The 22,990-nt window shown below is 47.6% G+C and carries 18 protein-coding genes; 6 read left to right on the top strand and 12 right to left on the bottom strand.

The window, feature by feature from the left end; translation table 11 throughout:
* Positions 1–132: 132 nt before the first annotated feature.
* The 7 genes from QGP82_RS32710 to QGP82_RS32680 all read right to left on the bottom strand — a co-directional run bounded on the left by QGP82_RS32710 (position 133) and on the right by QGP82_RS32680 (position 7,185).
* On the bottom strand, positions 133–288 hold the full coding sequence (locus QGP82_RS32710) for a hypothetical protein (RefSeq protein ID WP_163663438.1): 156 nt from the start codon (positions 286–288) through the stop codon (positions 133–135).
* Between the two features lie 8 nt (positions 289–296).
* On the bottom strand, positions 297–698 hold the full coding sequence (locus tag QGP82_RS32705; protein WP_163663435.1) for a fasciclin domain-containing protein: 402 nt from the start codon (positions 696–698) through the stop codon (positions 297–299).
* A 71-nt stretch (positions 699–769) separates the two neighbouring features.
* A complete protein-coding gene (locus QGP82_RS32700; RefSeq protein ID WP_499062113.1) occupies positions 770–2,056 on the bottom strand; it encodes a CO2 hydration protein in 1,287 nt (428 codons plus the stop codon).
* A gap of 66 nt (positions 2,057–2,122) precedes the next feature.
* Positions 2,123–3,619, bottom strand: coding sequence for an NADH-quinone oxidoreductase subunit M (locus QGP82_RS32695; protein WP_250565303.1), 1,497 nt, complete (start codon positions 3,617–3,619; stop codon positions 2,123–2,125).
* 52 nt (positions 3,620–3,671) lie between these two features.
* On the bottom strand, positions 3,672–5,534 hold the full coding sequence (locus QGP82_RS32690) for an NAD(P)H-quinone oxidoreductase subunit F (RefSeq protein WP_163663430.1): 1,863 nt from the start codon (positions 5,532–5,534) through the stop codon (positions 3,672–3,674).
* Positions 5,535–5,809: 275 nt separating this feature from the next.
* Positions 5,810–6,589 carry a PD-(D/E)XK nuclease family protein gene (locus tag QGP82_RS32685; RefSeq protein ID WP_499062112.1) on the bottom strand — a complete coding sequence of 260 codons (780 nt, stop codon included), beginning with the start codon at positions 6,587–6,589 and terminating at the stop codon, positions 5,810–5,812.
* A gap of 5 nt (positions 6,590–6,594) precedes the next feature.
* Positions 6,595–7,185 (bottom strand): PAP/fibrillin family protein, encoded by a 591-nt coding sequence (locus tag QGP82_RS32680; RefSeq protein ID WP_499062219.1) that lies wholly within the window; start codon positions 7,183–7,185, stop codon positions 6,595–6,597.
* A 364-nt stretch (positions 7,186–7,549) separates the two neighbouring features.
* On the opposite strand from QGP82_RS32680, the gene QGP82_RS32675 reads away from it, so the two are divergent.
* The 4 genes from QGP82_RS32675 to QGP82_RS32660 all read left to right on the top strand — a co-directional run bounded on the left by QGP82_RS32675 (position 7,550) and on the right by QGP82_RS32660 (position 13,348).
* On the top strand, positions 7,550–7,795 hold the full coding sequence (locus QGP82_RS32675) for a DUF3134 domain-containing protein (protein ID WP_163663426.1): 246 nt from the start codon (positions 7,550–7,552) through the stop codon (positions 7,793–7,795).
* 206 nt (positions 7,796–8,001) lie between these two features.
* Positions 8,002–9,099, top strand: a complete 1,098-nt coding sequence (gene mraY, locus QGP82_RS32670) for a phospho-N-acetylmuramoyl-pentapeptide-transferase (protein ID WP_163663424.1) — start codon at positions 8,002–8,004, stop codon at positions 9,097–9,099.
* Between the two features lie 278 nt (positions 9,100–9,377).
* Entirely contained in the window at positions 9,378–10,712 is a 1,335-nt protein-coding gene (locus QGP82_RS32665) for an FAD-binding oxidoreductase (protein WP_499062111.1), read from the top strand.
* A gap of 218 nt (positions 10,713–10,930) precedes the next feature.
* Positions 10,931–13,348, top strand: a complete 2,418-nt coding sequence (locus QGP82_RS32660; RefSeq protein ID WP_499062110.1) for a tetratricopeptide repeat protein — start codon at positions 10,931–10,933, stop codon at positions 13,346–13,348.
* A gap of 191 nt (positions 13,349–13,539) precedes the next feature.
* On the opposite strand, the gene QGP82_RS32655 is transcribed toward QGP82_RS32660, so the two are convergent.
* The 4 genes from QGP82_RS32655 to QGP82_RS32640 form a co-directional block, all read right to left on the bottom strand.
* The gene (locus QGP82_RS32655; RefSeq protein ID WP_499062109.1) at positions 13,540–15,150 is read right to left on the bottom strand and encodes a flavin monoamine oxidase family protein; all 1,611 of its coding nucleotides are present in this window, start codon (positions 15,148–15,150) and stop codon (positions 13,540–13,542) included.
* A gap of 183 nt (positions 15,151–15,333) precedes the next feature.
* A complete protein-coding gene (locus QGP82_RS32650) occupies positions 15,334–15,825 on the bottom strand; it encodes a DUF4079 domain-containing protein (protein WP_499062108.1) in 492 nt (163 codons plus the stop codon).
* A 115-nt stretch (positions 15,826–15,940) separates the two neighbouring features.
* Positions 15,941–16,870 carry a helix-turn-helix domain-containing protein gene (locus tag QGP82_RS32645; protein WP_499062107.1) on the bottom strand — a complete coding sequence of 310 codons (930 nt, stop codon included), beginning with the start codon at positions 16,868–16,870 and terminating at the stop codon, positions 15,941–15,943.
* A 207-nt stretch (positions 16,871–17,077) separates the two neighbouring features.
* On the bottom strand, positions 17,078–18,001 hold the full coding sequence (locus QGP82_RS32640; protein WP_499062106.1) for a LysR family transcriptional regulator: 924 nt from the start codon (positions 17,999–18,001) through the stop codon (positions 17,078–17,080).
* Between the two features lie 247 nt (positions 18,002–18,248).
* Here QGP82_RS32640 and QGP82_RS32635 point away from each other — a divergent pair, with 247 nt between their 5' ends.
* Positions 18,249–19,136: an aldo/keto reductase gene (locus QGP82_RS32635; protein ID WP_499062105.1), complete on the top strand. Its 888-nt coding sequence runs from the start codon at positions 18,249–18,251 to the stop codon at positions 19,134–19,136.
* Between the two features lie 57 nt (positions 19,137–19,193).
* On the opposite strand, the gene QGP82_RS32630 is transcribed toward QGP82_RS32635, so the two are convergent.
* Positions 19,194–20,960: an N-acetylmuramoyl-L-alanine amidase family protein gene (locus QGP82_RS32630; RefSeq protein WP_499062104.1), complete on the bottom strand. Its 1,767-nt coding sequence runs from the start codon at positions 20,958–20,960 to the stop codon at positions 19,194–19,196.
* Between the two features lie 315 nt (positions 20,961–21,275).
* On the opposite strand from QGP82_RS32630, the gene pyrG reads away from it, so the two are divergent.
* Positions 21,276–22,964, top strand: a complete 1,689-nt coding sequence (pyrG, locus tag QGP82_RS32625) for a CTP synthase (RefSeq protein ID WP_163663408.1) — start codon at positions 21,276–21,278, stop codon at positions 22,962–22,964.
* Positions 22,965–22,990: the final 26 nt, after the last annotated feature.

Raw genomic sequence — 22,990 nt, 5'->3', positions numbered from 1 at the left:
CGGAATTGCGTCAACATGACTACCTCAGAAGTTTTATGAGGCGTTGCAAATCCTCGGTATGATGTCATTGCTCAAGCTCAGATTAATGAGCGACGTGATCGATTAACGCATCCTCTAGATCAGCAACGGCCTTTATTGAAGCGAGTCTACTGGCTCAGTCATCGCCTGAACAAAGTCGCTATAGGGACTTACCATCTGAATGTCTGCCACATCCACTATCGTCATCCCAGCGATCATCAGAGCCGCTATCCAAAAAAACAGATCAAGTTCCTGCAAAACTTTACCCATGAATTGTATTAATCCATCAAAATTACATTGTCGATGACATGAATAATGCCGTTGCTGGCTTCGATATCAGCCGCAATCACCGAGGCATTTTTCACTTCTAGGGGATTCTGGCTACGAATAGGAATGGGCGAACCTTCCACTGATGTCAGTTGGGAAAACTCACGGATACGGGCACTATCCCAACGACCAGAAACCACGTGATAGCAAAGAATTCGGCCTAATTGAGGAGGATTCTGCACCAGATTATTCACAGTATTGGGAGGTAGTTTTGCAAAGGCATCATCATTGGGCGCAAACACCGTAAATGGCCCTGGAGATTGCAACGTTTCCACCAAGCCTGCTGCCTTAACAGCCGCCACTAAGGTTTCAAAACCAGGATTTTCAAGCGCGATATCGACAATCGTTGCCATGATTAAAGCAAAATTCAGAGGACATAAACTTCAACGTGGGCTTTTGCCACTACGCGGCAAGACACACACACTTAGCGGTAATTTGCAGTCTGAATATCTCGCAGACGTGCTTCTGGGCGTATGAGCCGATCCATTTGAGCTTCAAAAAATTCGCGGTTGGCCATCAGATGCTTTGGGTTTGGATCATCTAGTGGATAGTACAACGCCGCTCGTAATGCTTGAATCACCGCTGATGTCACGTTATACATTGAGCGCTGAAAGGTAATGCCTAGCTGAATCAGCTGATCGTCTTCACCACGACAATGTTGTTGGTAATAGTCCTGCAGATAGGGCGGTAAAAAGTGCAGCATATCCTGCATTAACAGTGTTGGTGGAATACCTGCACTACCCACCGGAAACACATCGGCATAGAGAATGCCATAGTGAAATTCTGGCTGCTGGTCTGGCACTTGATGCACCTGGGCATCGTAGGATTTAGTGCCTCGAAATGGTGCTGTACGATAAAAGACGGCCTCCACATAAGGCAGGGCTGCCTCATAAAGCCAGGTAAATCCAGCTGATTTAGGAATGATTTCAAAGCACTCATCACCGACATACACATGGTGATAGATGGGACGACCAGCCACTGCAAAAATGCCATTGACTAAAAAGTTCATGGCATCAGGTACTCCCTTAAAGCCACCTTCATCATAGATGTCTGACATCTCGAAAAACACCGGGGCCATTACTTCCCAAAACAAGCCAAGGTTAGCGTAATATGACATCTGTCGTACCTGCTCTAAGAACATGTCGGGGAAGAGCTTATAAAGCCCCAACATGGCTGGATTACCCCTGAAATAGGCTTTAATTGCTCGATCTGCGGCGGCCTTATAGGGTTCGCTATAGAGATACTCGTTAAATTTGGGATTGAGATCCTCATGCCAAAACATGGCTCGCATGCAGGCTTCCGCAAACTCCATATTGACACGGTCATGTCCTAGATGGTGAAATAGCCGGGGCCACTTGCGCTTACCTTCTCCCTTAGCCATGAACTCCAGTAGCTCGGGATGGGCCTCCCCCACCCCTCGCCATATCCTTAAGGGTGACTGATCACCTGCATAGGTGTTCTGACGGTCCAGATACTCTTGAGAAATGAAATATTTGAAAAATGGCAGGGGCTGTAGGAAAACTCGTTCGCCAATGTACAACAGATCCCGCCAATAAAAATCCATCGGTACCGCATAGGCTTTGTAGATACCGATAATCTGCATGAGATTTTCTGGGGTATCGGGCAGCATGGAGCCGCCAGCTTCGAGCCGATGAATAACCTCAGCATAGGGATGGGTAGACAGGGGAATCGTTGTAGTGGTGTTTACCATGATTTTTACGAAAACAAGTATACGGAAGTCAAGAAAGACCGCTAAGTCAGCAATATCTATGGCTGATTAAGATGCAGCATCGTCTGAAAAAAGACTGCCAATGCTCCAGTGTTGAATGGGTGCGATCGCAATGGAGTTCACTGCTATCGGCTCACTCCAACGCATCAACAAGTTTGGTTGTACACCCAGTACCACAATCAATACAGCCAGTAACAAAGCTGGCGCTTTTTCATTGAAGGAGACTTTTGGAAAGTACGCTCGCTGGTTATCTAAACGACCAAAACATGTGCGATTAAGTAAAATCACAAAGTAAACTGCCGTTAGTCCCGTGCCAACAATGCCGATGAGAGTTTGAACCGGAAACACTCGATAGCTACCCTGGAAGACAGCAAATTCCGCTGCAAAGTTAACCAATCCAGGGATGCCGGCACTTGCCATCGCCCCCAACAGCAGCGTTGCACTAACAAACGGTAACCCTCTCACAGGGTTCATCAAACCGTTCAGCTTGTCTAAATCTCGACTACCAACCTTGGCTTCGATCACACCCACCAAGTTAAACAGAATGGCTAACACTAAACCGTGGGCAATCATGTGGGCAATGCAGCCCGATATGCTCAGACTGTTACCGGCTGCACTCCCCAAAAGCACATAGCCCATATGGCTAACAGAGCTATAGGCCACCATGCGTTTGATATCTTGTTGCACAATCGCCAAAAAAGCACAGTAGATAATGGTGACTGCAGCCCAGACCGCTAGCCAGGGAGCAATGACGGCCCATCCCTTAGGCAACAAACTGAGGCCAAACCGCAACAGGCCATAGGTCCCCAGTTTGGCTAACACACCACCTAATATGATGGCCACAGGGGTAGACGCTGCTACATACGTATCTGGCAACCAGGTATGCAGCGGCACCATGGGAACCTTAATGCCAAAGCCAATCGCCATAGGAATTAAGAGAATCACCTGGAGCCGCACCGATAAATCAGTATCGGTTAGCGCAGCGTAGCTAAAGTTATCAGCCCCACCCAACCACAACAAACCAAAGCCACTAACCAATACAAATGCACCGGAAATCGCTGTGTAAATCAGAAATTTAGTGGCTGCATAACTACGTTTCTCACCACCCCAAATATTGATCAATAAATATAGAGGGATTAGACAGGCTTCATAGAAGAGGAAGAAGAGGAGAAAGTTTTGTGCTAGGAATGCTCCTGAAATAATGCCACTGGTAATTAGCGTCAAGCCATGGAACAGTCGAGGACGTTCAAGGTCAGGGCGAGCACTGTAGATAGCGATCCATGTCAACAGAGTATTTAGAGCAATCATCAATAGCCCTAACCCATCTAAACCCAAATCATAGTTCAGCCCCAAGACTGGCAACCAGTCTAGAGACTCCACCATCTGAAACTCACTAACACTGAGATTAAACTGACTGAACAACCATATCGTCCAGAGCAACGTCACCCCTGAACCCAGTAGGGCTAATGGTTTGGCCTTCTCAGGTGGGAAAAATAGTAATGCTATGGCCCCTAGCAGTGGAAGCACCATTAACAGAGTTAACATCATGACTTGAATGGGTTAAGACAACAGGCAGAACAAGATTGAAAATCTGAGACTAAAATGCTGCAGTGAGCTGACCGAGATTTTTCATGGTGCTCAACGTCATAACAATACCTAGGAGCACAATGCACACAGTAATGGTGAGCACATACAGCTGAGACCGGCCAGGGTTGCTATATTTCAGGGTTTCCCCGCTCAGTAGCGATAGGGCACCTACCAGGTTGACCAACCCATCAATGATGTAGCGCTCTACCCAATCAAAAACGCTAGCAATGCTGGCCACGGGCCAAATTAAAAGATTTTTGTAGAGACCGGGGGTATAGAAGTCATAGGCAAACAAATTTGTCATCCACTGTGGCACGTAGTCAGCAGGCAGTTTCTCTCGCTGAATGCCATAAAAGACAAAACCTAGGCCCAAGCCCAGCATCGTGGACCAAATTAGTAGCAAACCGGTCTCACCGATGGCAGTTTGCATAATCGGCAATAGCTTGAGGGTCTGCAACATGATGGGCACATGCAGCGTAAGTGCCGCCATGATTGCCATTGGCAACACTATTGCCCAAAGCGGTTCAGGGGCGCGGGTGCTCATGGCCTTGGGTTGACCTACGAAGATCAGACAAAACATCCGCACCAAACTAAAGGCACACAGACCATTAATGGCAAGCACGATAGCAAAGGGCAGAATCTGACCGTCGTACCACAGACCAGTTTCTAGAAAACGCATCGCCCAAAACCCGCCAAATGGAGGCAGTCCTAAGATGCCTAGGGCCCCAAAAATAAAGGACAACGCCGTGACCGGACGCCGTGACCAGAGACCTCCTAGCAGGGTCAAGTCCTGGGTGACGCAGGTAAACACAATGGATCCTGTACTGGCAATTAAGGCTGCGATCGCAACCGAAAACGTCATCAGCAAAAAGTACGCTACACCAACCTGAGAAGTCCCTACAGCAATCAGTATCAGCCCCATAAAGGCGCTTGTCAGGTAAGACAGAACGCGTTTCGTATCAATCTGGGCAATGGAGATCAGCGCTCCCCCAATGGCCGTAATCGTGCCAATGGCAACCGCCACAGTATCCACAACCGGAGATAGTGCCAAAACCGGTGTGAGCTTAATTAAGACCCACGCTCCCACCGGAATAACCACAGAGTTACGCAAAATTGTTGTTGGTAGCGGCCCCTCCATGGCAGAGTCAAGCCAAAGATGCAGCGGAAACTGAGCACACTTACTAATCGGTCCAGCCAGCAATGCCAATCCCACCAATGTGGCCGTTAATCCCTCAATCGGTTGATCGCTAGACCACTGAGCCAACTCCGAATAACTCCAGGTACCAGCCAGCGGATACAGAGCAATTAACCCCATCAGTAGAATCAAATCCCCTACCCGCTTAGTCAAAAAGGCATCCCGTGCCCCTGTAACCACCCGAGGCTGATTAAACCAAAAGCCCACAATCAGGTAAGTTCCCAGGGTTAAAATCTCTAGCATCATGTAGCTAAAGAACACCGAATCACACAGCAGTAGCGCCGTCATCCCCGCCTCAAACAGGGCTAACAGGCTATACAAACGCGCCCAGCCCCAATCCATTTCCATGTAGCCAATGGCATAAATCTGCGCTAGCAGGTTCAGAGTTGTTACTACCACCACTGCAACTAAATTGAGGGTAGATAGCTCAAACGGCAGCTCAATTGACAGATCTGCCACCTGCATCCAGCCGATGGACAAGCGTAAGGGTTCCTGACCCCAGACAGCACTCAACGCTAGCAAGGCATGAACTAAAGCCAATACTGTCGTAGCAAGATTCAAGTACCCAGCAGGCCGTGGCCCCGTTCGTCGGACTGACATCCACGGTATCGTCAGCAAGATACCGAGCAATGAGTAAAAAGGGATTAGCCATCCCGCGCGCAAGTAAACCTCAGCCATGGAGTAATTTCAAGAAGCAACTGATTAGGGATTTAACTTTAAAATCCGAGGCATGCAGCTTGGGCAGAAAAATCTTGACCAGAGTATCCCTAGCTCTAGTCAGGGAGCTTTTCACACCCATAAGCCAACCAGAAGATCATTTAATAAAATCTATCTGTGCCTTAGAACGATTTACTTAAATCTATCGATATTTTAAGTTTAATTACCCACACCCAAAAACGCCAGACCTTGAATAGAGTATTTTTAATGTGACTGTTTAGGTGGATTTATCTAAATCAATGAATTGATAGCTCTTCAATATCATTGAGGTTAATCGGCAGCGGTGACGTCCCTAACCGCTGACAGCGCATTTGAAACGGACAATGGGTGCAACGGTCCAAAATATCAGTCTTGGGGAATTCTCCACGTTGCCGTAGTAAAGACAGCCGCTCAGTCAATTGCAATAGTGTTGCTCTAGTTTGCTCATGCTGCTGCAGGCTGTAGGTAAATCGATAGTCGCTAGGGGGTAAATCATCGCCTTGCTCATTCCGATTGCGGACAAACCAGTAGACCATAGTTACCTGGTCAGGCCTTAACCCACTGGTCTCAGTTAATACATACAGATACAAGCGAGTTTGCCAATTCTGAGCCAGACGCATTCTTGAGGGTGGCTTGAGATGGGTTTTCCAATCCACAATTAGCCCTGATTGCTCAGTTAAGACGACCAGATCGTAAATCACTGTAAATATGTAGCCATTCAATGCCAGGGTACGCTGATGCTCACTTTGGCGCAGCTGTTCATCAGGGTCAGGTTGAAACAGGTGGGGGTCTAACCCTCGCAGTGCCTCAATCTTGGCCGTCATATCTGCGTTAGCCGCTGCCATCACATCGATGGGTAGTCCCAGGGCCTGCTGTTGCATCAGCAGGTGAAATTGATTCCCCCACAGGGCTGCATCCTGTCCATCCGGTGTGGGCGGTACCGCTAAAGATTGGTCGAAGATAAACTGAAATCGCCGTGGACAGCTATCTAATAGGGTGAGATGGGCCTGGGATAGCGATAGAACAGACAGCGCCATAGTATTTAAGCCTTTCTCAACACAAAGACGCTGCCCTGATTACCCCGTCCAATACGCATGGTCTGATCTAAATAGGTAACCTCTAACCAACCCGGTTCTCTGTTGGAACTTACCGTAAAGTCAATGCCCTTAAAAAAGTTAAACTTATCGGTTTGCTGCATCGCCTTAATAAACTGGCTAGGGCTCTGATAGCCGAGGGTCGATTGCAAACCGAAAATTGCTCGGTCAAAGCGTACATTGACGCGTTTCTCAGAGACCGGTTCAAATGTCGCTGTCACAGATACCAGCCCACCTAATACCGACCTGATTTCCGCCAGATTATAGATACGCATCTGCTCGATCTGCACCCATTGATAAATGTTGCCGAGGGCTAGCAGCGGAAAGCGATCAATGCCGAGTAATTCTGTGCTGGTGGTATAGAGCAATTGCCAATTGCCATTGAGCAAATCTATTGCTGATAAAGGATTTGGGGTGGGATTACTAGCCTCTAAACGGGCAACCTTTTTGAGGATGTCTGCTTGTTGCTCAGGGTCATCTGCCAGCAGTCCACGGTTTGTGGGTGCGATCGCGTCTAACAGGTCAGTTTTCTCAAGCATTGTCATAGATGGTGACAGATAGATTAGATGCCAACAGACACCTAACCATACTGTGCCTATTTCAAAGGACTAGCAAATTATTGTTGTCAGGGACTTGACATGAGCATCCTTTCATACTTTATTGGCATGGCATGGTAAGAAATGCTTAATATTCAGCTGAAGACCATCACAAACAATGATGAGTGCTGAGGTACTGTATATTTTGATGCAGAGTTTCAGGATCTCTGTGTAGAAAAAAGTAGGTTAAACGGTACGGTAAATCAGCGTATACTCAGTCTTCTGATCTTTGGGGCTTCTGCTCTTTGGGCTCAGATGAGTTAGCTATAGTTGTTTACCCCCAGTCTAGTCTCAACCACAAACGCGTATGACTAAATACAATCCCTCCGTACGACAAATTCCTCGCCAGCAACACGCAGTCGTCATTCCCGAGCGCGGTGACTCCTCCATTCTGCGTTGGCTAGAAAACACAGGGCGTCTGATTCCCCGTGAGACCGAAGCCGTTCGTGAAGAAGCTGATAGCGAAGAAATCTCTGACCTCATGGGCAGTGATGATGCTAGCTTCGATGATTCGGATGACAATTCCGATAGTGATGAACCCGACGGGGATTAAACATCCTCTACAAGCAAGGCTGTGCAGAGCTAAGTATATTGACTTAGTAAGTTTGTAGCCTGTATTCCTAGACTTTTAGCAGCATTCACTGGAAAATCTAGGTAGTGAGGCCTTTTTGTATTTTTAGCACTCCTTATCTACAGACGATTCTGTACGGAAAGTGAGGCTAAACGCTTGAAGTGTGTGGTGTGTGAAGGACGTGAATTGTGGATGCTAAATTCTTTACCTCTAGGGCAACGGCCCTAACGGGTACAGGCCTTTCGGTACTTTTGATGGGTACCCTGTCATGTTTAGCAGCGGGATTAGATATATGGGCAGGTCGTGACTGGTTAGCTCAATCCAGTCTGCTAATGCCATTTCTATTATCCGCTGTGGGTTCAGCTTTACTTGGCTACGGTGTAGTGCCAATGCTAAAGCACCTCAAGGCAGGGCAATTTATTCGGGAAGAAGGCCCTAAAGCGCATTTAAAAAAGGCTGGAACTCCCACCATGGGAGGTATCTTTTTTGTCCCTGTGGCAATCCTGGTAGCAGCTATTGCGTCGGGTGGCGCTGTCAATACATTGGCGGTTTGTGCCTTGACCCTGGCCTATGGTTCTATTGGTTGGCTTGACGATTGGCAAGTGCTAAGACGTCGTTCCAATAAGGGCATTTCCCCCAAGATGAAGCTGGCATTGCAAATTGGGTTTGCCATTGCCTTTTGTGCTTGGGCCATGACTAGTCAGCCCGCTGAAATTACTGAACTGGACTTGCCTTTTGGTATCCTGCTGCCCCTGGGATTACTTTTCTGGCCATTGGCTGGGTTCACCATGGTGGCTGAGAGTAATGCGACTAACCTGACAGATGGTGTGGATGGTCTCATGGGTGGCACTGGTGCGATCGCGCTATTAGGGTTTGGTGCCCTGATTGCTCCCAACTATCCAGAGCTAATGATCTTCTGTGCCGCTATGAGTGGAGCCTGTGTTGGTTTTCTCACCCACAATCGTAACCCTGCCAGAGTGTTTATGGGTGATACCGGTTCCCTAGCATTAGGCGGTTCCCTGGCCGCAGTCGGCATCTTGAGCGGTCACTTGTTTGCGCTGTTTATTATCACCCTGCTATTTGTAGCTGAAACCCTTTCAGTCATTATGCAGGTGAGCTATTACAAGGCCACTAAAGGACCCGACGGTAAAGGCAAGCGTCTCTTTAAGATGGCTCCCTTACATCATCATTTTGAGCTATCCGGTTGGTCCGAAATTCAGGTCGTTAGCGTGTTTTACATGATAGCGGGTCTGCTATCGTGCGTAGCACTGACCACACTGTATTAAGTCTTCTCGATAACGGACAGGTAAGCACTACGGTGCGATGTACTTGTCCATTTTTACTGTTTTAATTTCATACAGCGTTTGAAGCAGCGGTCTCTGTGCCGCTGTTTTATTGTCGTGGGGTGCAAGCCACTAGCATCACCACAAATCACCTTGATCCAACCGAAAATTCTTGCCACACTACTCCTACGGCAGATGCCAAATACTTTTTCAGGGACTCAGTCCCGACATTGCTAACTCAGCATCGGTTATCTTTTCTACCCCTCCGCCTTATTCCAACTATGGCCTCTCCCATCCTCTCCCTGCTGCCCAACAACCTGGACCTGATCCAAGACCCTACCCAGGTCGCTAAGCTCTCCAAGGATTATTATCATTTCAGCCCTGTGCTGACGGCCCAGTTAGAAAACAAAGTGGCTGACCTGGTAGTGCGGCCTTCCACGGAAGCAGAGGTGATCCAAGTGGCTAAGGCTTGTGTTGCCACCAAGACACCGCTAACAGTCAGAGGCGCAGGCACGGGTAACTACGGTCAGTGCATCCCCCTTAAAGGCGGCGTAATTTTAGATCTGAGTAAGCTCAATCGAGTGAAATGGGTAAAGCCGGGGCTGGCTTGTGTAGATGCTGGAGCCAAACTAGCAGCTATTGATAAAATCACCCGTGGGCAGGGCTGGGAACTTCGCATGGTTCCCTCCACCTACCGCACCGCTACCATTGGTGGCTTTATCGGTGGTGGCAGTGGCGGCATTGGTTCCATCACCTATGGTCAGTTGGCCGATCGCGGTAACCTCCATGCGGTCCGTGTGGTCACCATGGAAGACGAACCCCGCATCCTTGAACTGCGCGGTGACGAGGTGCAAAAAGTAAATCACGCCTACGGCACCAATGGCATTATCATCGAGCTGGAAATTCCGTTAGGCCCAGCCTATCCCTGGGCAGAGGTGATTGTCACCTTCGATAATTTTATGGACGCCGCTCGCTTTGGGTATACCCTGGGCGAAGCCGACGGCATTATTAAAAAGCTGATCAGCATTCATGCCTGGCCCATACCCAGTTATTTTGCAGCGCTACAGGATGCCCTACCTGAGGGTAAAGCAGCCGCTCTATTGATGATCTCAGAATCGTCCCTAGAGCCTTTTAAGGAATTGGTCAAAACAGCCGGCGGCACAATCACCTATCAAAAAACTGCAGAGGAAGCCAAGAAAGGGGCTGCCCTAGCAGAATTTACCTGGAACCACACCACACTCCATGCTCGGAATGTGGATGACAGCCTCACCTATTTACAGACGCTGTTTCCCTACGACACAAATATGAAGCTGATTGAGCACATGTATCAGCACTTTGGCGATGAAGCGATGATGCACTTAGAGTTCTTTCGGGTACATGGACAGGTCTGCCCAGCTGCACTACAGCTAGTGCGCTACACCAACGAAGCGCGCCTCAATGAGATTATTCGCTATCACGAGGAGCAGGGAGCCTTTATTGCCAACCCTCACACCTACATTTTGGAAGATGGAGGCCGTAAGCAGATCAACGAAACCCAGGTGGCATTTAAGGCTCAAATTGATCCCTATGGCTTATTAAACCCTGGCAAGATGCGTGGCTGGTTAGAACGACTTTAATATCAGCGTGTAGTCAAGCTTCTGCTGCAATGCCCTGAATAAAATCAAAACCCTAAGCAGGAGCGGACGGATTTAATAATCAGCAGGTGATACAGCAAAAATATTGACCGCCGCTCAGTTTCACAACTATGAAGCCGTGAACGTGTCAAGTGGGTTCCGGCATTTCTCTTCTATGGAGGCTCTTATTTTTGTTCCCACAAATTTATCATCGCCAAGCCATGAATTACAAACAGCAGGGGAGGTCCACAGGAACTTGGGTTAGGCAATCTCTACTAGGACTTGCGATCGCATTAGGCTTAGTTGGGAGTAGATTTTTGGAAAGTAGTTGGGCACTCACTCAACACCAGGATGAACCATCATCACTGTCTCAACGCCTAGAAACGGCGGAATCAAATTTCACTGTTCAGTTGGTGGATTCACCTCTTATCAATTGGGAGCAAGACTTTGCAGATCTGCTACAACAAACCCTTACGGCAGCTGACTCAATCCCAGTTTCAACTGAAAAATCTACAATTTTGTGGCAAGTTGTACGTACATCCAAACTTTTCCCTGATGCTCAAGTAGCTAAAGAGGTATTACAGCAGGCAATTACTGTAGCTAACTCAGTTCCAGATGAAGCTAAGGGGAACGTTCTTAGACAGATTATATATGTAGCCAGCGAACTTTCTGAACCTCTCATAACGGAAGAAGTCTTAGGGGACGTATTCGCTGCAACTAACTCCATTACCAAGCCAGATGAAAAAGCACGCACCTTACTTAGGCTGGCAGAAGCCTACGGACAAATCCCTAAACCTCAAATGGCTAAGGGGATTCTAGAACAGACACTCACCTTAGCTGACTCAATCCCAGAAGAAGAGAAAGTTTTGTTCTTGATTAAGGTTGCAGAAACCTATGGTAAACTTTCCGACTCTCCAAAGGCACAAGAGCTATTGCAGCAAATGCTGATCACGGTTAGCACAAGGCCAGAAAAAGAGAGAATTCCAGTCTTAAGTAAAATTGTAAAAGCATCTGGCCAAATTCCCGACACTCAGACTGCTCAAGCGCTATTGCAACAGATCGCTGCCGAAGCTAGCCTTATCTCAGATGCAGATGCTAGAGCTTGGGTCTTAAGCAAAATTGCAAAAGTCTATAGTCAACTGTCTAATGATCAAGCTACCCAGGAAGTTTTACAACAGATACTTGCCATTCTTAACGCTGTTTCAGACTGGGATAAGAGGAGTAGAAGACGTACAAGTGCTTTGGAAGGCATTACAGAATTATCTGGCCAGTTCTCTAATCCGAAAGCAGGTCAGGCAGCTCTCCAGCATATACTCACAACGGTTAGCTCAATTCCAGCCTCAAGAACTAGAGCTGAGGCATTGTTGGATATTGCCCAAATCTACAATCAGCTTGCTGATCCACAAGCCGCTAAAGAGGTTTTACAACAAGCAATTACGACAGCTAGCTCAATTCAAGACTTAAATGCCCAAGCTAGATTTTTGAAGAGAGTAGCAGAGGCCAGTGGCCAACTTTCTGTACCACAAGCTACCAAAGAGATTCTACAACAAACGCTTGCCGCAGCTAACTCAATTCCAGAGTCTCGTGACCAGGCGATAGTCCTAGGCAGCATTGCTGAGGTGTCTGGAGAGTTCTCTGACCCGCAAACTGCCAAAGAGATTCTACAACAAATAGTCACGGCAGCTAACTCAATCCCGGAATCTTATGACCAGGCTGTAATCTTAATCAGCATTGCCAAGGCATCTGGAAAACTTATTGATTCTCAGATCACTCAAAATATTTTACAACAGGTACTCACTACAGTTAGCTCCATCCAGGAGGTGAGTGTTAAAGCTTGGGCCTTAACTGATATTGCCAAAGCACACAGCGAGTTCGGCGACTTACAATTAGTGCAAGATATCCTGCAACAGGCAGTCACGGCAGCTAACGATATTCCTGCCCCGGATACTAGAGCCAGAATCCTAATTGGCATTGTCGAAGCCTATGGACAGCTTGCTGATACTCAAGCTGTCGAAAAGCTTCTACTTCAGACAGTCGCTACGATTGACTCGATTCAAGATTCGACAGAGCAAACGAGAATCTTACTGTTAATCGCTATAACGCCTTGGCAACTCTCCGATACTCAAGTCGCTAAAGCAATTCTACAGCGAGCTACCGCTACGGATAATTCCATTCCAGAACCAGGTGCTGAAGCTTTGGTTTTGACTATAGTCGCAGGGATATCAGATCGTTTCTCCGGATCTCAAGCCACTGAAGAGATTTTACAGGAGGTACTTACCAAAACTGAACTCATCCCGAATTTTGTTACTAGAGCTTGGGTCTTGAGGAGTATTGCATTGTCATACGGAAAAATCAAAGATTTTGAGATGGCTAAAGCAGTTTTACAACAGTCGCTCACTTTGGACATGTCGATGGACTCTGATGCAAAAGCTTTGTTCTTAGATAGCTTTGCACGGGTTAGTGGAAAGCTTGCCGAGAACCAAGTCGTCACGGCATTGCTACAGCAAGTACTCGCTGAAGCTAACTCTATCCAAGATCCAGGTAACAAAGCTACAGTTTTAAGGAGTGTTGCCGAGGCAGTTGAGATGGCAAGTGCATTAATCCAACAAACTGAACTACCTAAGTTTGGCCCAAATTAATGGCAACTTGCTCAGAAAACAGCTTCGTGGGCTGGGTTGAAGAATGAAACCCAGCAATCACAGAGCTTTACGTGCCTGACTTTGCGTTGGAGCGGATGTGAAGGCTAAAGCGTCAGGCTTCGTTATAAAATGGCCTCACACCGCTCAATTTTACCGTTGGGCAACAAAAGTGCCTAATGGGTGGAATGTTATTACGCTTTGTTAGCTTCTACCAATATTTCCTGAACAGCCCTTAGCGATGATTCCAGCGCACTTTGCATCCAACCTTGATTGGTTGATGTATGTTCCCCCGCAAAATGAATGCGCCCTTCTGGAACAATCCCATGTTCGTACAGACTCAATTGCTGATAGGGCCTGATCAAAGACCAAGCTCCTAAGCTCCAACGGTGATTGTCCCAACTCCAACTTTTCATACTCTGGATTGTTTGATTTTGATTAACCTGAGGATGAATCTTTGCGAGATTCTGCTGAACAATTTGATGGCGCTCCTGCTCAGGTAAATGCGCTAAATGACGGGCTAGCTTACCTGTCGTGTAGGATGCTAGCAAAACAGATGGAGCAGCCGAGATGGCAGGAGTTTTGGCCTGTGTATTATCTGAAGGATACTGGACTGTAGAGATGGGTAAATCGCTCGACGTACTCCCTCCGTATATCCCATCCTCTATTTCCCAAAAACGGCGATTCGTTACAGCGAATACCTTCGTAGCAGAAACATAGGAAAACTCCCGAATAGCCCGATGCTTAGCGGCAGAAAAGGGATTGTCCAGTCTAGATAAAACAGGGAAAGGAATCGTACAAAGAACAAAGTCTCCGACTTCTCTCTTGATGCTATTTTCTTCTACATAAACAGCTGCCGCCTTGGACGCTGAATCATCTCGCTCTAGGCTAATGACTTCACAACCCATTCTCGGTTTCGATTTGAGTTTGTCTGCCAAAGCAGTTGGGAAGCGATCGCTACCACCCACGATTTCTTCCATTTCGCCATAATTTGCGCCTACCCGGACAAAACTAAGCGCTGAACAATACATCAAACCGCCCAAAAAACCATTTGCCGCCGCCATCATTTCAATGGCATTGTCTGAAAAACCAGACGCTTTACACCACTGAAGCATAGACTGCTGATCCATCTCGCGAATGGCTGGATTTTGAATCTGCTGCGCAAAGATCTCAGCTTTCTCCTGTTCGTTCAATTGAGAAAGACGACTTCCAATGACGGTTCCTAAAACATCATCCGGCGTCGATCCTCTCTCCGAACCAGTCAGATTATAAAGACTGCTCAACTGTTCTGAATTCTTCGCCCGTATACGTTGGTTACGCAAATAGTAGTATGCCTCAGGATTGACTGTTACCGATGGACGGAGTTGTAACTCACACTCATTCACATAATGGTGGGTCAGATTATGACTCTTAGCGATTTGCGATGCGCCAACTTCGCCATACAAGCCGTTCCCAAAGCGCAGGGTACGAACTCGTCCTCCAATATGACTACATTCCGCCTCTAGAATGACACATGAATGTCCCCGCTTTTCTAGCTCGTAAGCTGCACAAAGTCCTGCCATTCCTGCCCCCAAAATTATTACCTTCAAAGGTTGACTAGGATTAGGAGTAGCATCTAATTCGTTCAGCAAATTCGTAGACTTGATTTCTGTTTTAGAGGCCTTTGCATGTAATAGCTCTCTTGTGTGAATAAAACGAGATGTGAAAGCTGCACCACTTAAAGCAGCAACACCCCGCAAAAGCCAACGACGATTAATTTGGGATAAGGAGTTGACGTTAAAAAAAAATCGACTATCTTGATTCATTTGTAGTTATCCAAAGTGGCTTTCCAAAGCAAAATGAGAGACGAGTCGCTATTGGTGAAAGGGTTAGCGATCGCACAGATAGGTTTCTGTAAAGGCTGATGAATATAGTGTTGATTGAGTTTTTTCACCCTTGAAAGTCATTAATCGACTTAGTTCCTTTTAGACAGAGAAACCATCTGACCTCTATGGCTTATACTCACCAATAATCTCTAAAATGACTTCAAATCCCGTAATAAGCTGCCAGCCAAACAGACCTGTAATTGAGAATGCAAAAGCCATATGAATTTGACGTGCCCACTCTTTTCCTTTTTGCATAAAGGGAGCTAGGGCTGCGGCATTAGCCATCAAAACTGTCATGACAAGCCCGACGATGGTATGAGGGACGACATATAATTTGCCACTATTAAGATATTCAATTCCTAAAACACCGATACTTCCTGTTGTCATAAGAGCTAAAAGTAATGCTGCGCTTTGATAGTGTCTTTGAGAAAACTTTTGTTTAACTAAGGTTTTCTTTGTTTCTCCAGTCGCTTTGCGAGCACGATGAGATTGCAATCCTAAGTAAAGTGCGTAAATCGTCAAGACGAACACAACCCACATCCAGGCTGGATGAATTGCATAAAGCCAATACTTCATCACTTCTGGAAGTGAGCCTCCAAACTGTAAGCCATTCATTTCTGAACCAAATATTTAAGCTTAATCTGTCAAACCCATCATTACCTGAGCATTTACAGTATGCATATGGTTCACTCTTGGTTTCTTGCCAATTTCTCCGATTTTTAGCACGTTCTTACAGAAGATGTTTAAGAAATGTCTTTGGCGTGACTCCAAACCATCGCTTAAAGTGGCGGTTGAGATGACTTTGATGGGCGAAGCCGACCTGGAGAGCAACTTCTGCGATTGGTAGCTTCCCTTCAACGAGAAGTTGCCTCGCCCGCTTAACTCGATGCTGAATCACATATTGATGCGGTGTGAATCCAGTCGATGCTTTGAAGAGCTGAGTGAAGTAGCTTGGACTCATTTGAGCGACAGCCGCAAGATCAGCTAAAGACAGTTTGCGATCCAGATAGGCATCAATGTATTCGAGCACCTGCCGCAATCGATAGCTTGGCAGTCCACCTGCTTGAGCTGGGAGTATTGGTTTTTGTGCAGTGTAATGGCGAATTAAGTGATTAAGCAGCGCGGTACAGAGGGAGTCTGCATAAAGCTGCCCCCCTAAGCCACTTGACTCAAGCTCGGCTTTTAGGGCTAATCCTATTCCATGAATTAACGGGTCAGCTGTTGCGAAATGGGGCACTAGTTCAGCGCTATCCCAGCTTCCCGTTAATTGCACCGCACTGAGAAATGCGGTTGGTTCAAGACTAAGAATCAGATAGCGATGCTCTGTATCCCAGCAAGCATAGTGGGGCATCTGGGCTGGAATAATGAGAATGTCGCCGACCTGAAAGTGATCTTCTTGAAACTGGGTATCTAACCTCTGTTCAGCCCAGGTTGGAGTCTCTAGGTGAACTAAAACCAAATGCTGATTGGAGACAGTTTCAGGAAGTTCATGGGGACGATGTTGATAGTAGCTTAGGTTAACCCCATGCCATTGTTTTGGTTGGCTTGAAAGGAGCGAGGCAGAGGGCAAAACCTGTAAAATCTCGCTGTCTTTGGTGAAGTCAATCGCTATCGCGCTGCTTGAGGACTGTTTCTTAGTTCCAAAAGGGGCTTGTTTCACAGCGTCAGCTTATCAAAGGCTATTAAAATAATATAAGCATTGCGATTAGGATTTATCAATCTACACCACGCAAGAGCATTAGTGTTGTTGGCTCTTACAATCTTTTCTCAAGCGCAATGATTGTACATTAATTGTTACGCTGAAAAAGAAACATGGGTCTTAAATCAAATTACTGATGTACTAAACGCACAATCACCCAGTGCTCCCTTAGCGATCGGGTTTCTGAATGCCAGGAATTTTGCCGATTTCGATCCTCAAACATTCGAGGAAGCGTTGCAAACGTTGAGGTTGGTAACGCCCTGGTAAGGTGGCCACGTGAATGGTGAGCCTTGGTGCACGCCATTGCGGCAGAATATCCACCAAACGCTGATCAGCCAAGTCTTCTTCAATAAACCAGCGAGGCAAGACTGATGCACCCATGCCCGCAAGAGTAGCTTTGTGCAGGGCGATGATGCTGTTGGTGGTCATTTGGGCAAAAGGAGTCACTAAAACCTGCATTCCTTTGGCATTCGACAAAGGAATGCGATCGCCTTCAAAGGGCGTCAGCACAACAAAGGGAAGCTGCCCCAATGCCTGCGGTTTATTGATTGAGCCATAGTTTGCCAGTAGCTGAGGCGAAGCAACAATCATACGCTCTACCTGCCCAAGGGCCTCAACTTTTAGGGAGTCGTCAGGGACAGGGCCGATTTTAATCCAACAGTCACAGCCAACTTCGGCAAAGCGAATATTACTATCTTGCAATTGCCAAACTAGCGAAATCTGAGGGTGTTGTTGCTGGAATCTCAGCATGCTATCCAGTAGTTGGTTTTGTCCCAGGGCGATGGGAGCAACCACGCTAATTTTGCCTCGGGGGGTGGTTTGGGCGTCAAGATGTCTTTCTTCAAGGGCTTCCCAGCTGTCTAGCAACTGACGAGCATCGGCGAGCAGTTCAGTTCCGGCCACAGTTAACGACAGGCTATGGGTCGTCCGGTGCATGAGTTGAGTTTTAAAACGAGTCTCTAACTCTGCCAACTGACGACTGACAGAGGGCTGCGACAGCCCCAAATCGCGAGCAGCCGCACTGATGCTGCCTGCATCGGCAATGCGTACAAAGGTCTCCAGAAGAGTCAGGCGATCAAGGGATTTGCTCATGCATAAAATGAATAACAGCTATTTTTGTTAATCGTCTACACAATATCAGTTGATCCTGTCATAGTGAATTTATCAACATGATGTAGTTGGATTTCATTCTGTTGTAGATGGTGAGGAGATGTTTTTATAACTATTTCAGGATCCTCGCGATCGCAAAATCATCCCCTAAACAGGAACAGAACAACCTATTTCTAAAAAGATAGGCAACCTCGTCAACATAAACTTTAAAGCTATTAGTCTTAAACCCATGGAGTCTCCCTTCTTTTCCACTTCTAACCCTCTGAACTTTTTACTTGGTGGTGATCTCCCTATCAACCGCTTAGGTTATGGGGCCATGCGCCTGACTGGACAGCCCGGTAACTTTGGCCCCTATGCAGATTGGGAAGGCGGTAAACAATTGCTGCACCACGCTGTAGACCGTGGAGTTAACTTGATCGACACGGCTGAGGCCTATGGCCCTGGTCATAACGAAGAAATTATCGCTGATGCCTTTTATCCCTACCCTGCGGGTTTAGTCATTGCTACCAAGGGAGGGATCAATAAGCCTGCACCTGACAATATTCAAGCAGATGGTAGACCAGAGAGTTTGCGGCAAGGTGTTGAGGGCAGTTTACGACGGCTCAATCTGGAGCGTATTGACCTTTATCAGCTGCACCGCCCTGACCCCAAAGTGCCTTTTGCCGAATCGATTCAGACGCTTGCCGAGCTACAACAGGAAGGTAAAATTCGCCATATTGGTGTCTCAAATGTCACCCTGGCTCAGCTCAAGGAAGCTGAAGCGATCGCACCTATTACCTCAGTACAAAATCGCTATAGCCTGCTCGATCGCACCCACGAAGATATCCTCAACTATTGCACTGCCCATCAGATTGCCTTCATTGCCTACGGTCCCCTGGCCGCCCATCCACTCAGACCTGGTTCTCCCTTAGTGGATGCTGAGGGAACTCTACGTGAAATCGCCAACGCCCATAATATGAGCCCGACACAGATTGCCTTGGCTTGGCTGTTGCATCGGGCCTCCAATATTTTGCTAATTCCAGGAACAACGTCGATCGCCCATCTCAAAGAGAACTTAGCCAGCGCAACGATTAGTCTCTCACAGTCAGAGTTTCAGCAGCTAAACAACCTTGGATAATGTTTAAATCAAAATTCAGGTACTGCATCATCAACATCACCATAACCCTTATCCTCCTCATTGATTGACTACCCACTCAGCGACTCCATTCGCTAACGCTTTAGCGAGTTGCTGCTGTGATTCTGGATTAACAATCCACTCAAACTCATAGGGGTTAATCATAAAGCCCAGCTCTAGTAAGACACTTGGTGTCACACTGGGTCTTGTGAGAGCTAAATTATTCCAATAGACACCGTAGGCTGGGCGATCTAACGTCTCTACTAAGTAGTTGTGCAAAAATAATGCCAGATCATGGGCCTGGGGGTGATACCAAAATGCGCCAATGCCTGCTGTATTGAGGGCATCACCATTATCAGGCAGTGCGTTGTAATGAAGGCTTAGCGCCATGGTGGGCTCTGTTGCCTCAATCACAGCAACTCGATCGCGTGGAAACAAATCATCGTCGCCTTCGCGCACCATCACAACCTCAGCGCCCAACACCTCTAGTTCATCTCTTACTAACTTAGAGATTAATAGTGCAACATCTTTCTCGGGATACCCATTGGGGCCACGGGCACCCAGATCTTCACTGCTGCCATGGCCAGGATCAAGCAATATTGTTGTGCCCTGTAGTGGTGCGACAGTGGCATCAATGGCGGGCGGATGTTTGAGCGAGAGAATCAGATTTGTTCCTTCATAACGCAGTTTATACCCCCACTGTTGATCGGTCTTAAAATGGAATGTATAGGAAGCCTTATCTGGCAAAATGGGCTGCCAGTCCATCCGTTCCACCACTGGGTTATCAGAGAAAAAGATAGTATCCGTTTGGGGCACCGTGTTGTGTAAAATCAGGGTCAGACTGTTGGTGTCTTGTTCCACCGTCATGGGCACTGGCACCTGTAGCGGAAAGATGACCTCAGTCCAGTCTGCTACTTGACGGGATCTGATGCCGCGAATGGTTGTTGTGACTGGGACAGGACTAGGAGAAAGCGAGACTTCTGATGCCCGAATCCAAGCGCCGTAATCTAGACGCACCCAATCCCCTTCACGACCGGTAACAGTAGCGCTGGTGCCTTGGGGAAGTGGTGTTAGACGAGAATAATCGGTGCTAGGGCCAGTGCGAGCAATGCCAGACTCTACGGTAACTTCTGCCACTTGAAAAGAGGTGGGAGAGAGAATCTCTATGGAGCCACTACCCGCCTGGGTGATTGTTTGCCCATTGAGGGTGAGCTGAAATTCGGGGGTGCCAAAGCTTCCCGGTTGATTAAAGGTGGCACAGCCGCCATACTGCGCAGCATTGAGTGCATAGGGCTCAGTTTGTTCAGTTAGTACAGCATAGTTGGGAGGTAGCTCAAAGCTGCCAGGCTGAACCCTAAGAGCGATGCTCTGACCGGCTAAATTAACGGCGACTTGGGCTTGAGGTGGAGCAACGGCTTCAAAACACACCAATTCTCCTGGCTGACGAGCAATACTGCGGCTAGGCTCTAATGTATTTTCTGCAAAGGCAATGCCATTGATCTGAGGAGGCTCTAAGGAATCACGGGTAATGTTAAACGTGATGCTTTCACTGCCTTGGGTAATGGTGAATTGGTTCTGACCGATGGCTAAGGGTACTGTGGGGGCAAAATGTCCGGCTGAGCTGCGGTCGGTGATAGGGGTACCGTTAATTAAAACGTCACTGTCAGGGGCACCGGTGCCAATAAAGAAAATTCGATCTGATACGGTAGTGTGAGTGGACGGTGGATAGGCAACAAATAATTCAGCCATGGCTGGGTGAACAATTGCAAGCTGGCATGTTAATGCGGGTACTAATGCCCCCGCCAATGTTTTCCAACGATTTGCCATGGTGATTTACCCTCTATTCAACCCACGGGCGAAATTATAGCGGCTGTTGCTCCCCCTATAGGTTTTACGACTAGATGTAAGGACGAATAGAAAGAGAGTGTTACGTTTTAATCAACTAACGGGTCAAACTCATTCTGATTGCTCAGGGGTAAAACCAGGTATTTCTCTCCCATCGAGGGAATAATCTGGCCCTCTGAGGCTATGGCACAATTAACGGGGTCCACTGCATCCAACTTTTAACGGCCTGGTTTTTAAATTGAAACCTGGTTGTTTTGGGTTTGCATAATTATCCAATCTCCGCTTTGCGATCGCATTATGACTAAGTTTGTGTTTGTCACGGGTGGTGTCGTTTCCAGTATTGGTAAAGGCATTGTCGCGGCTAGTTTAGGCCGTTTGCTCAAGTCCCGCGACTATTCGGTGTCTATCCTCAAGTTGGATCCCTACATTAACGTTGATCCTGGCACCATGAGTCCGTTTCAGCACGGAGAAGTGTTTGTGACGGAAGATGGTGCCGAAACGGATCTGGATCTGGGTCACTATGAGCGATTTACCGATACCTCTATGTCGCGTCTCAATAGTGTCACCACCGGTTCGATTTACCAAGCAGTCATCAATAAAGAGCGGCGGGGTGAATACAATGGACGCACTGTGCAGGTGATCCCCCACGTTACCAATGAAATCAAAGAGCGGATTCGTCGGGTTGCTCAAAACCGCAACCCCGATGTAGTGATCGTGGAGATTGGTGGCACCGTAGGCGACATTGAGGGGCTACCATTTTTAGAAGCCATTCGCCAATTCCGTAAAGATGTGGGGCGCGAAAATGTTATCTACATGCATGTGACGCTGATTCCTTATATCCCGGCGGCAGGAGAAATTAAAACCAAGCCCACCCAACACTCGGTTAAAGAACTACGGTCCATTGGTTTGCAGCCAGATATTTTGGTGTGTCGCTGTGCCCAGCCGATTCCCGAGCACATCAAGGCTAAGGTGTCGGACTTTTGCGATGTGCCCGAGGCCTGTGTGATTGCGGCAAATGATGCCCCCAGCATCTATGAAGTGCCTCTGCTGATGGAGCAGGAAGGCTTGGCAGAACAGGCTATTCGCTTGCTTAATTTAGAGGATCGCATCCCCGCCTTAGACAAGTGGTCCACCCTGGTGGAGCGGCTATACACGCCTACCCAAACCTTGGATATTGCCATTGTTGGTAAGTATGTCAGCTTGAACGATGCCTATCTGTCGGTGGTAGAAGCTTTGAGGCACGCTGCGATCGCAATCCATGCTGAAGTGAGTATCCGCTGGATCAGCTCAGAAGACATTGAAGCGAACGATCCGGCTGACTATCTAGAAGGTGTTCACGGCATTGTGGTACCGGGGGGCTTTGGCAGTCGTGGCATCGATGGCAAAATTCGCACCATTGAATACATCAAAGAACAGGGCATTCCCTTCTTAGGTTTATGCCTGGGGATGCAATGTGTTGTGGTGGAATGGGCTCGCAATGTAGCTAAGCTATCTGAAGCCAATAGTGCTGAAATTGATCCTGAAAGTGAAAACCCAGTCATTAACCTCCTACCGGAGCAACAGGATGTGGTGGACTTAGGGGGCACTATGCGCTTAGGTTTGTATGCCTGTCGTTTAGAGCCAGGTACCCTCGCCAGTCAGCTGTACGACCAGCCAGTCATTTACGAACGTCATCGCCACCGTTACGAGTTTAATAATGCCTACCGCAATCTGTTTTTAGAAACAGGCTATGTGGTTAGCGGCACCTCCCCCGACGGACGTTTAGTGGAGATTGTCGAACTGCCCGACCATCCTTTCTTTATTGCCAGTCAGTTCCACCCCGAATTTCAATCCCGACCCAATGCCCCTCACCCACTTTTCTTAGGCATGATCAAAGCCGCCGCAAAGCGCTCTGGCAATCCCTCTGCCATGGATGAGATCGCGCCTGCACCAGCGATGTCAGAACCAGAAACATGGACCCAATCCATTGCCGATCCGGTGGCTTAGTGCCTTGGGTGATAGCTGTTCAATGA

It is taken from the genome of Leptothoe sp. LEGE 181152 (genome assembly GCF_032906605.1).
GTDB lineage: Bacteria > Cyanobacteriota > Cyanobacteriia > Phormidesmidales > Phormidesmidaceae > Leptothoe > Leptothoe turfae.
The sequence above is the reverse complement of the archived record's forward strand: the minus strand, read 5'-3'. Positions and strand labels throughout refer to the sequence as shown.

Bases quoted from the DNA above. Each gene is read 5' to 3' on its own strand.
- QGP82_RS32630 (WP_499062104.1), bottom strand. From the start codon at position 20,960: ATGGCAAATCGTTGGAAAACATTGGCGGGGGCATTAGTACCCGCATTA.
- QGP82_RS32705 (WP_163663435.1), bottom strand. From the start codon at position 698: ATGGCAACGATTGTCGATATCGCGCTTGAAAATCCTGGTTTTGAAACC.
- QGP82_RS32655 (WP_499062109.1), bottom strand. From the start codon at position 15,150: ATGAATCAAGATAGTCGATTTTTTTTTAACGTCAACTCCTTATCCCAA.
- QGP82_RS32665 (WP_499062111.1), top strand. From the start codon at position 9,378: ATGGCCTCTCCCATCCTCTCCCTGCTGCCCAACAACCTGGACCTGATC.
- QGP82_RS32695 (WP_250565303.1), bottom strand. From the start codon at position 3,619: ATGTTAACTCTGTTAATGGTGCTTCCACTGCTAGGGGCCATAGCATTA.
- QGP82_RS32660 (WP_499062110.1), top strand. From the start codon at position 10,931: ATGAATTACAAACAGCAGGGGAGGTCCACAGGAACTTGGGTTAGGCAA.
- QGP82_RS32680 (WP_499062219.1), bottom strand. From the start codon at position 7,185: ATGCTTGAGAAAACTGACCTGTTAGACGCGATCGCACCCACAAACCGT.
- QGP82_RS32700 (WP_499062113.1), bottom strand. From the start codon at position 2,056: ATGGTAAACACCACTACAACGATTCCCCTGTCTACCCATCCCTATGCT.
- QGP82_RS32640 (WP_499062106.1), bottom strand. From the start codon at position 18,001: ATGAGCAAATCCCTTGATCGCCTGACTCTTCTGGAGACCTTTGTACGC.
- QGP82_RS32685 (WP_499062112.1), bottom strand. From the start codon at position 6,589: ATGGCGCTGTCTGTTCTATCGCTATCCCAGGCCCATCTCACCCTATTA.
- pyrG (WP_163663408.1), top strand. From the start codon at position 21,276: ATGACTAAGTTTGTGTTTGTCACGGGTGGTGTCGTTTCCAGTATTGGT.
- QGP82_RS32675 (WP_163663426.1), top strand. From the start codon at position 7,550: ATGACTAAATACAATCCCTCCGTACGACAAATTCCTCGCCAGCAACAC.
- QGP82_RS32710 (WP_163663438.1), bottom strand. From the start codon at position 288: ATGGGTAAAGTTTTGCAGGAACTTGATCTGTTTTTTTGGATAGCGGCT.
- QGP82_RS32650 (WP_499062108.1), bottom strand. From the start codon at position 15,825: ATGAATGGCTTACAGTTTGGAGGCTCACTTCCAGAAGTGATGAAGTAT.
- QGP82_RS32690 (WP_163663430.1), bottom strand. From the start codon at position 5,534: ATGGCTGAGGTTTACTTGCGCGCGGGATGGCTAATCCCTTTTTACTCA.
- QGP82_RS32635 (WP_499062105.1), top strand. From the start codon at position 18,249: ATGGAGTCTCCCTTCTTTTCCACTTCTAACCCTCTGAACTTTTTACTT.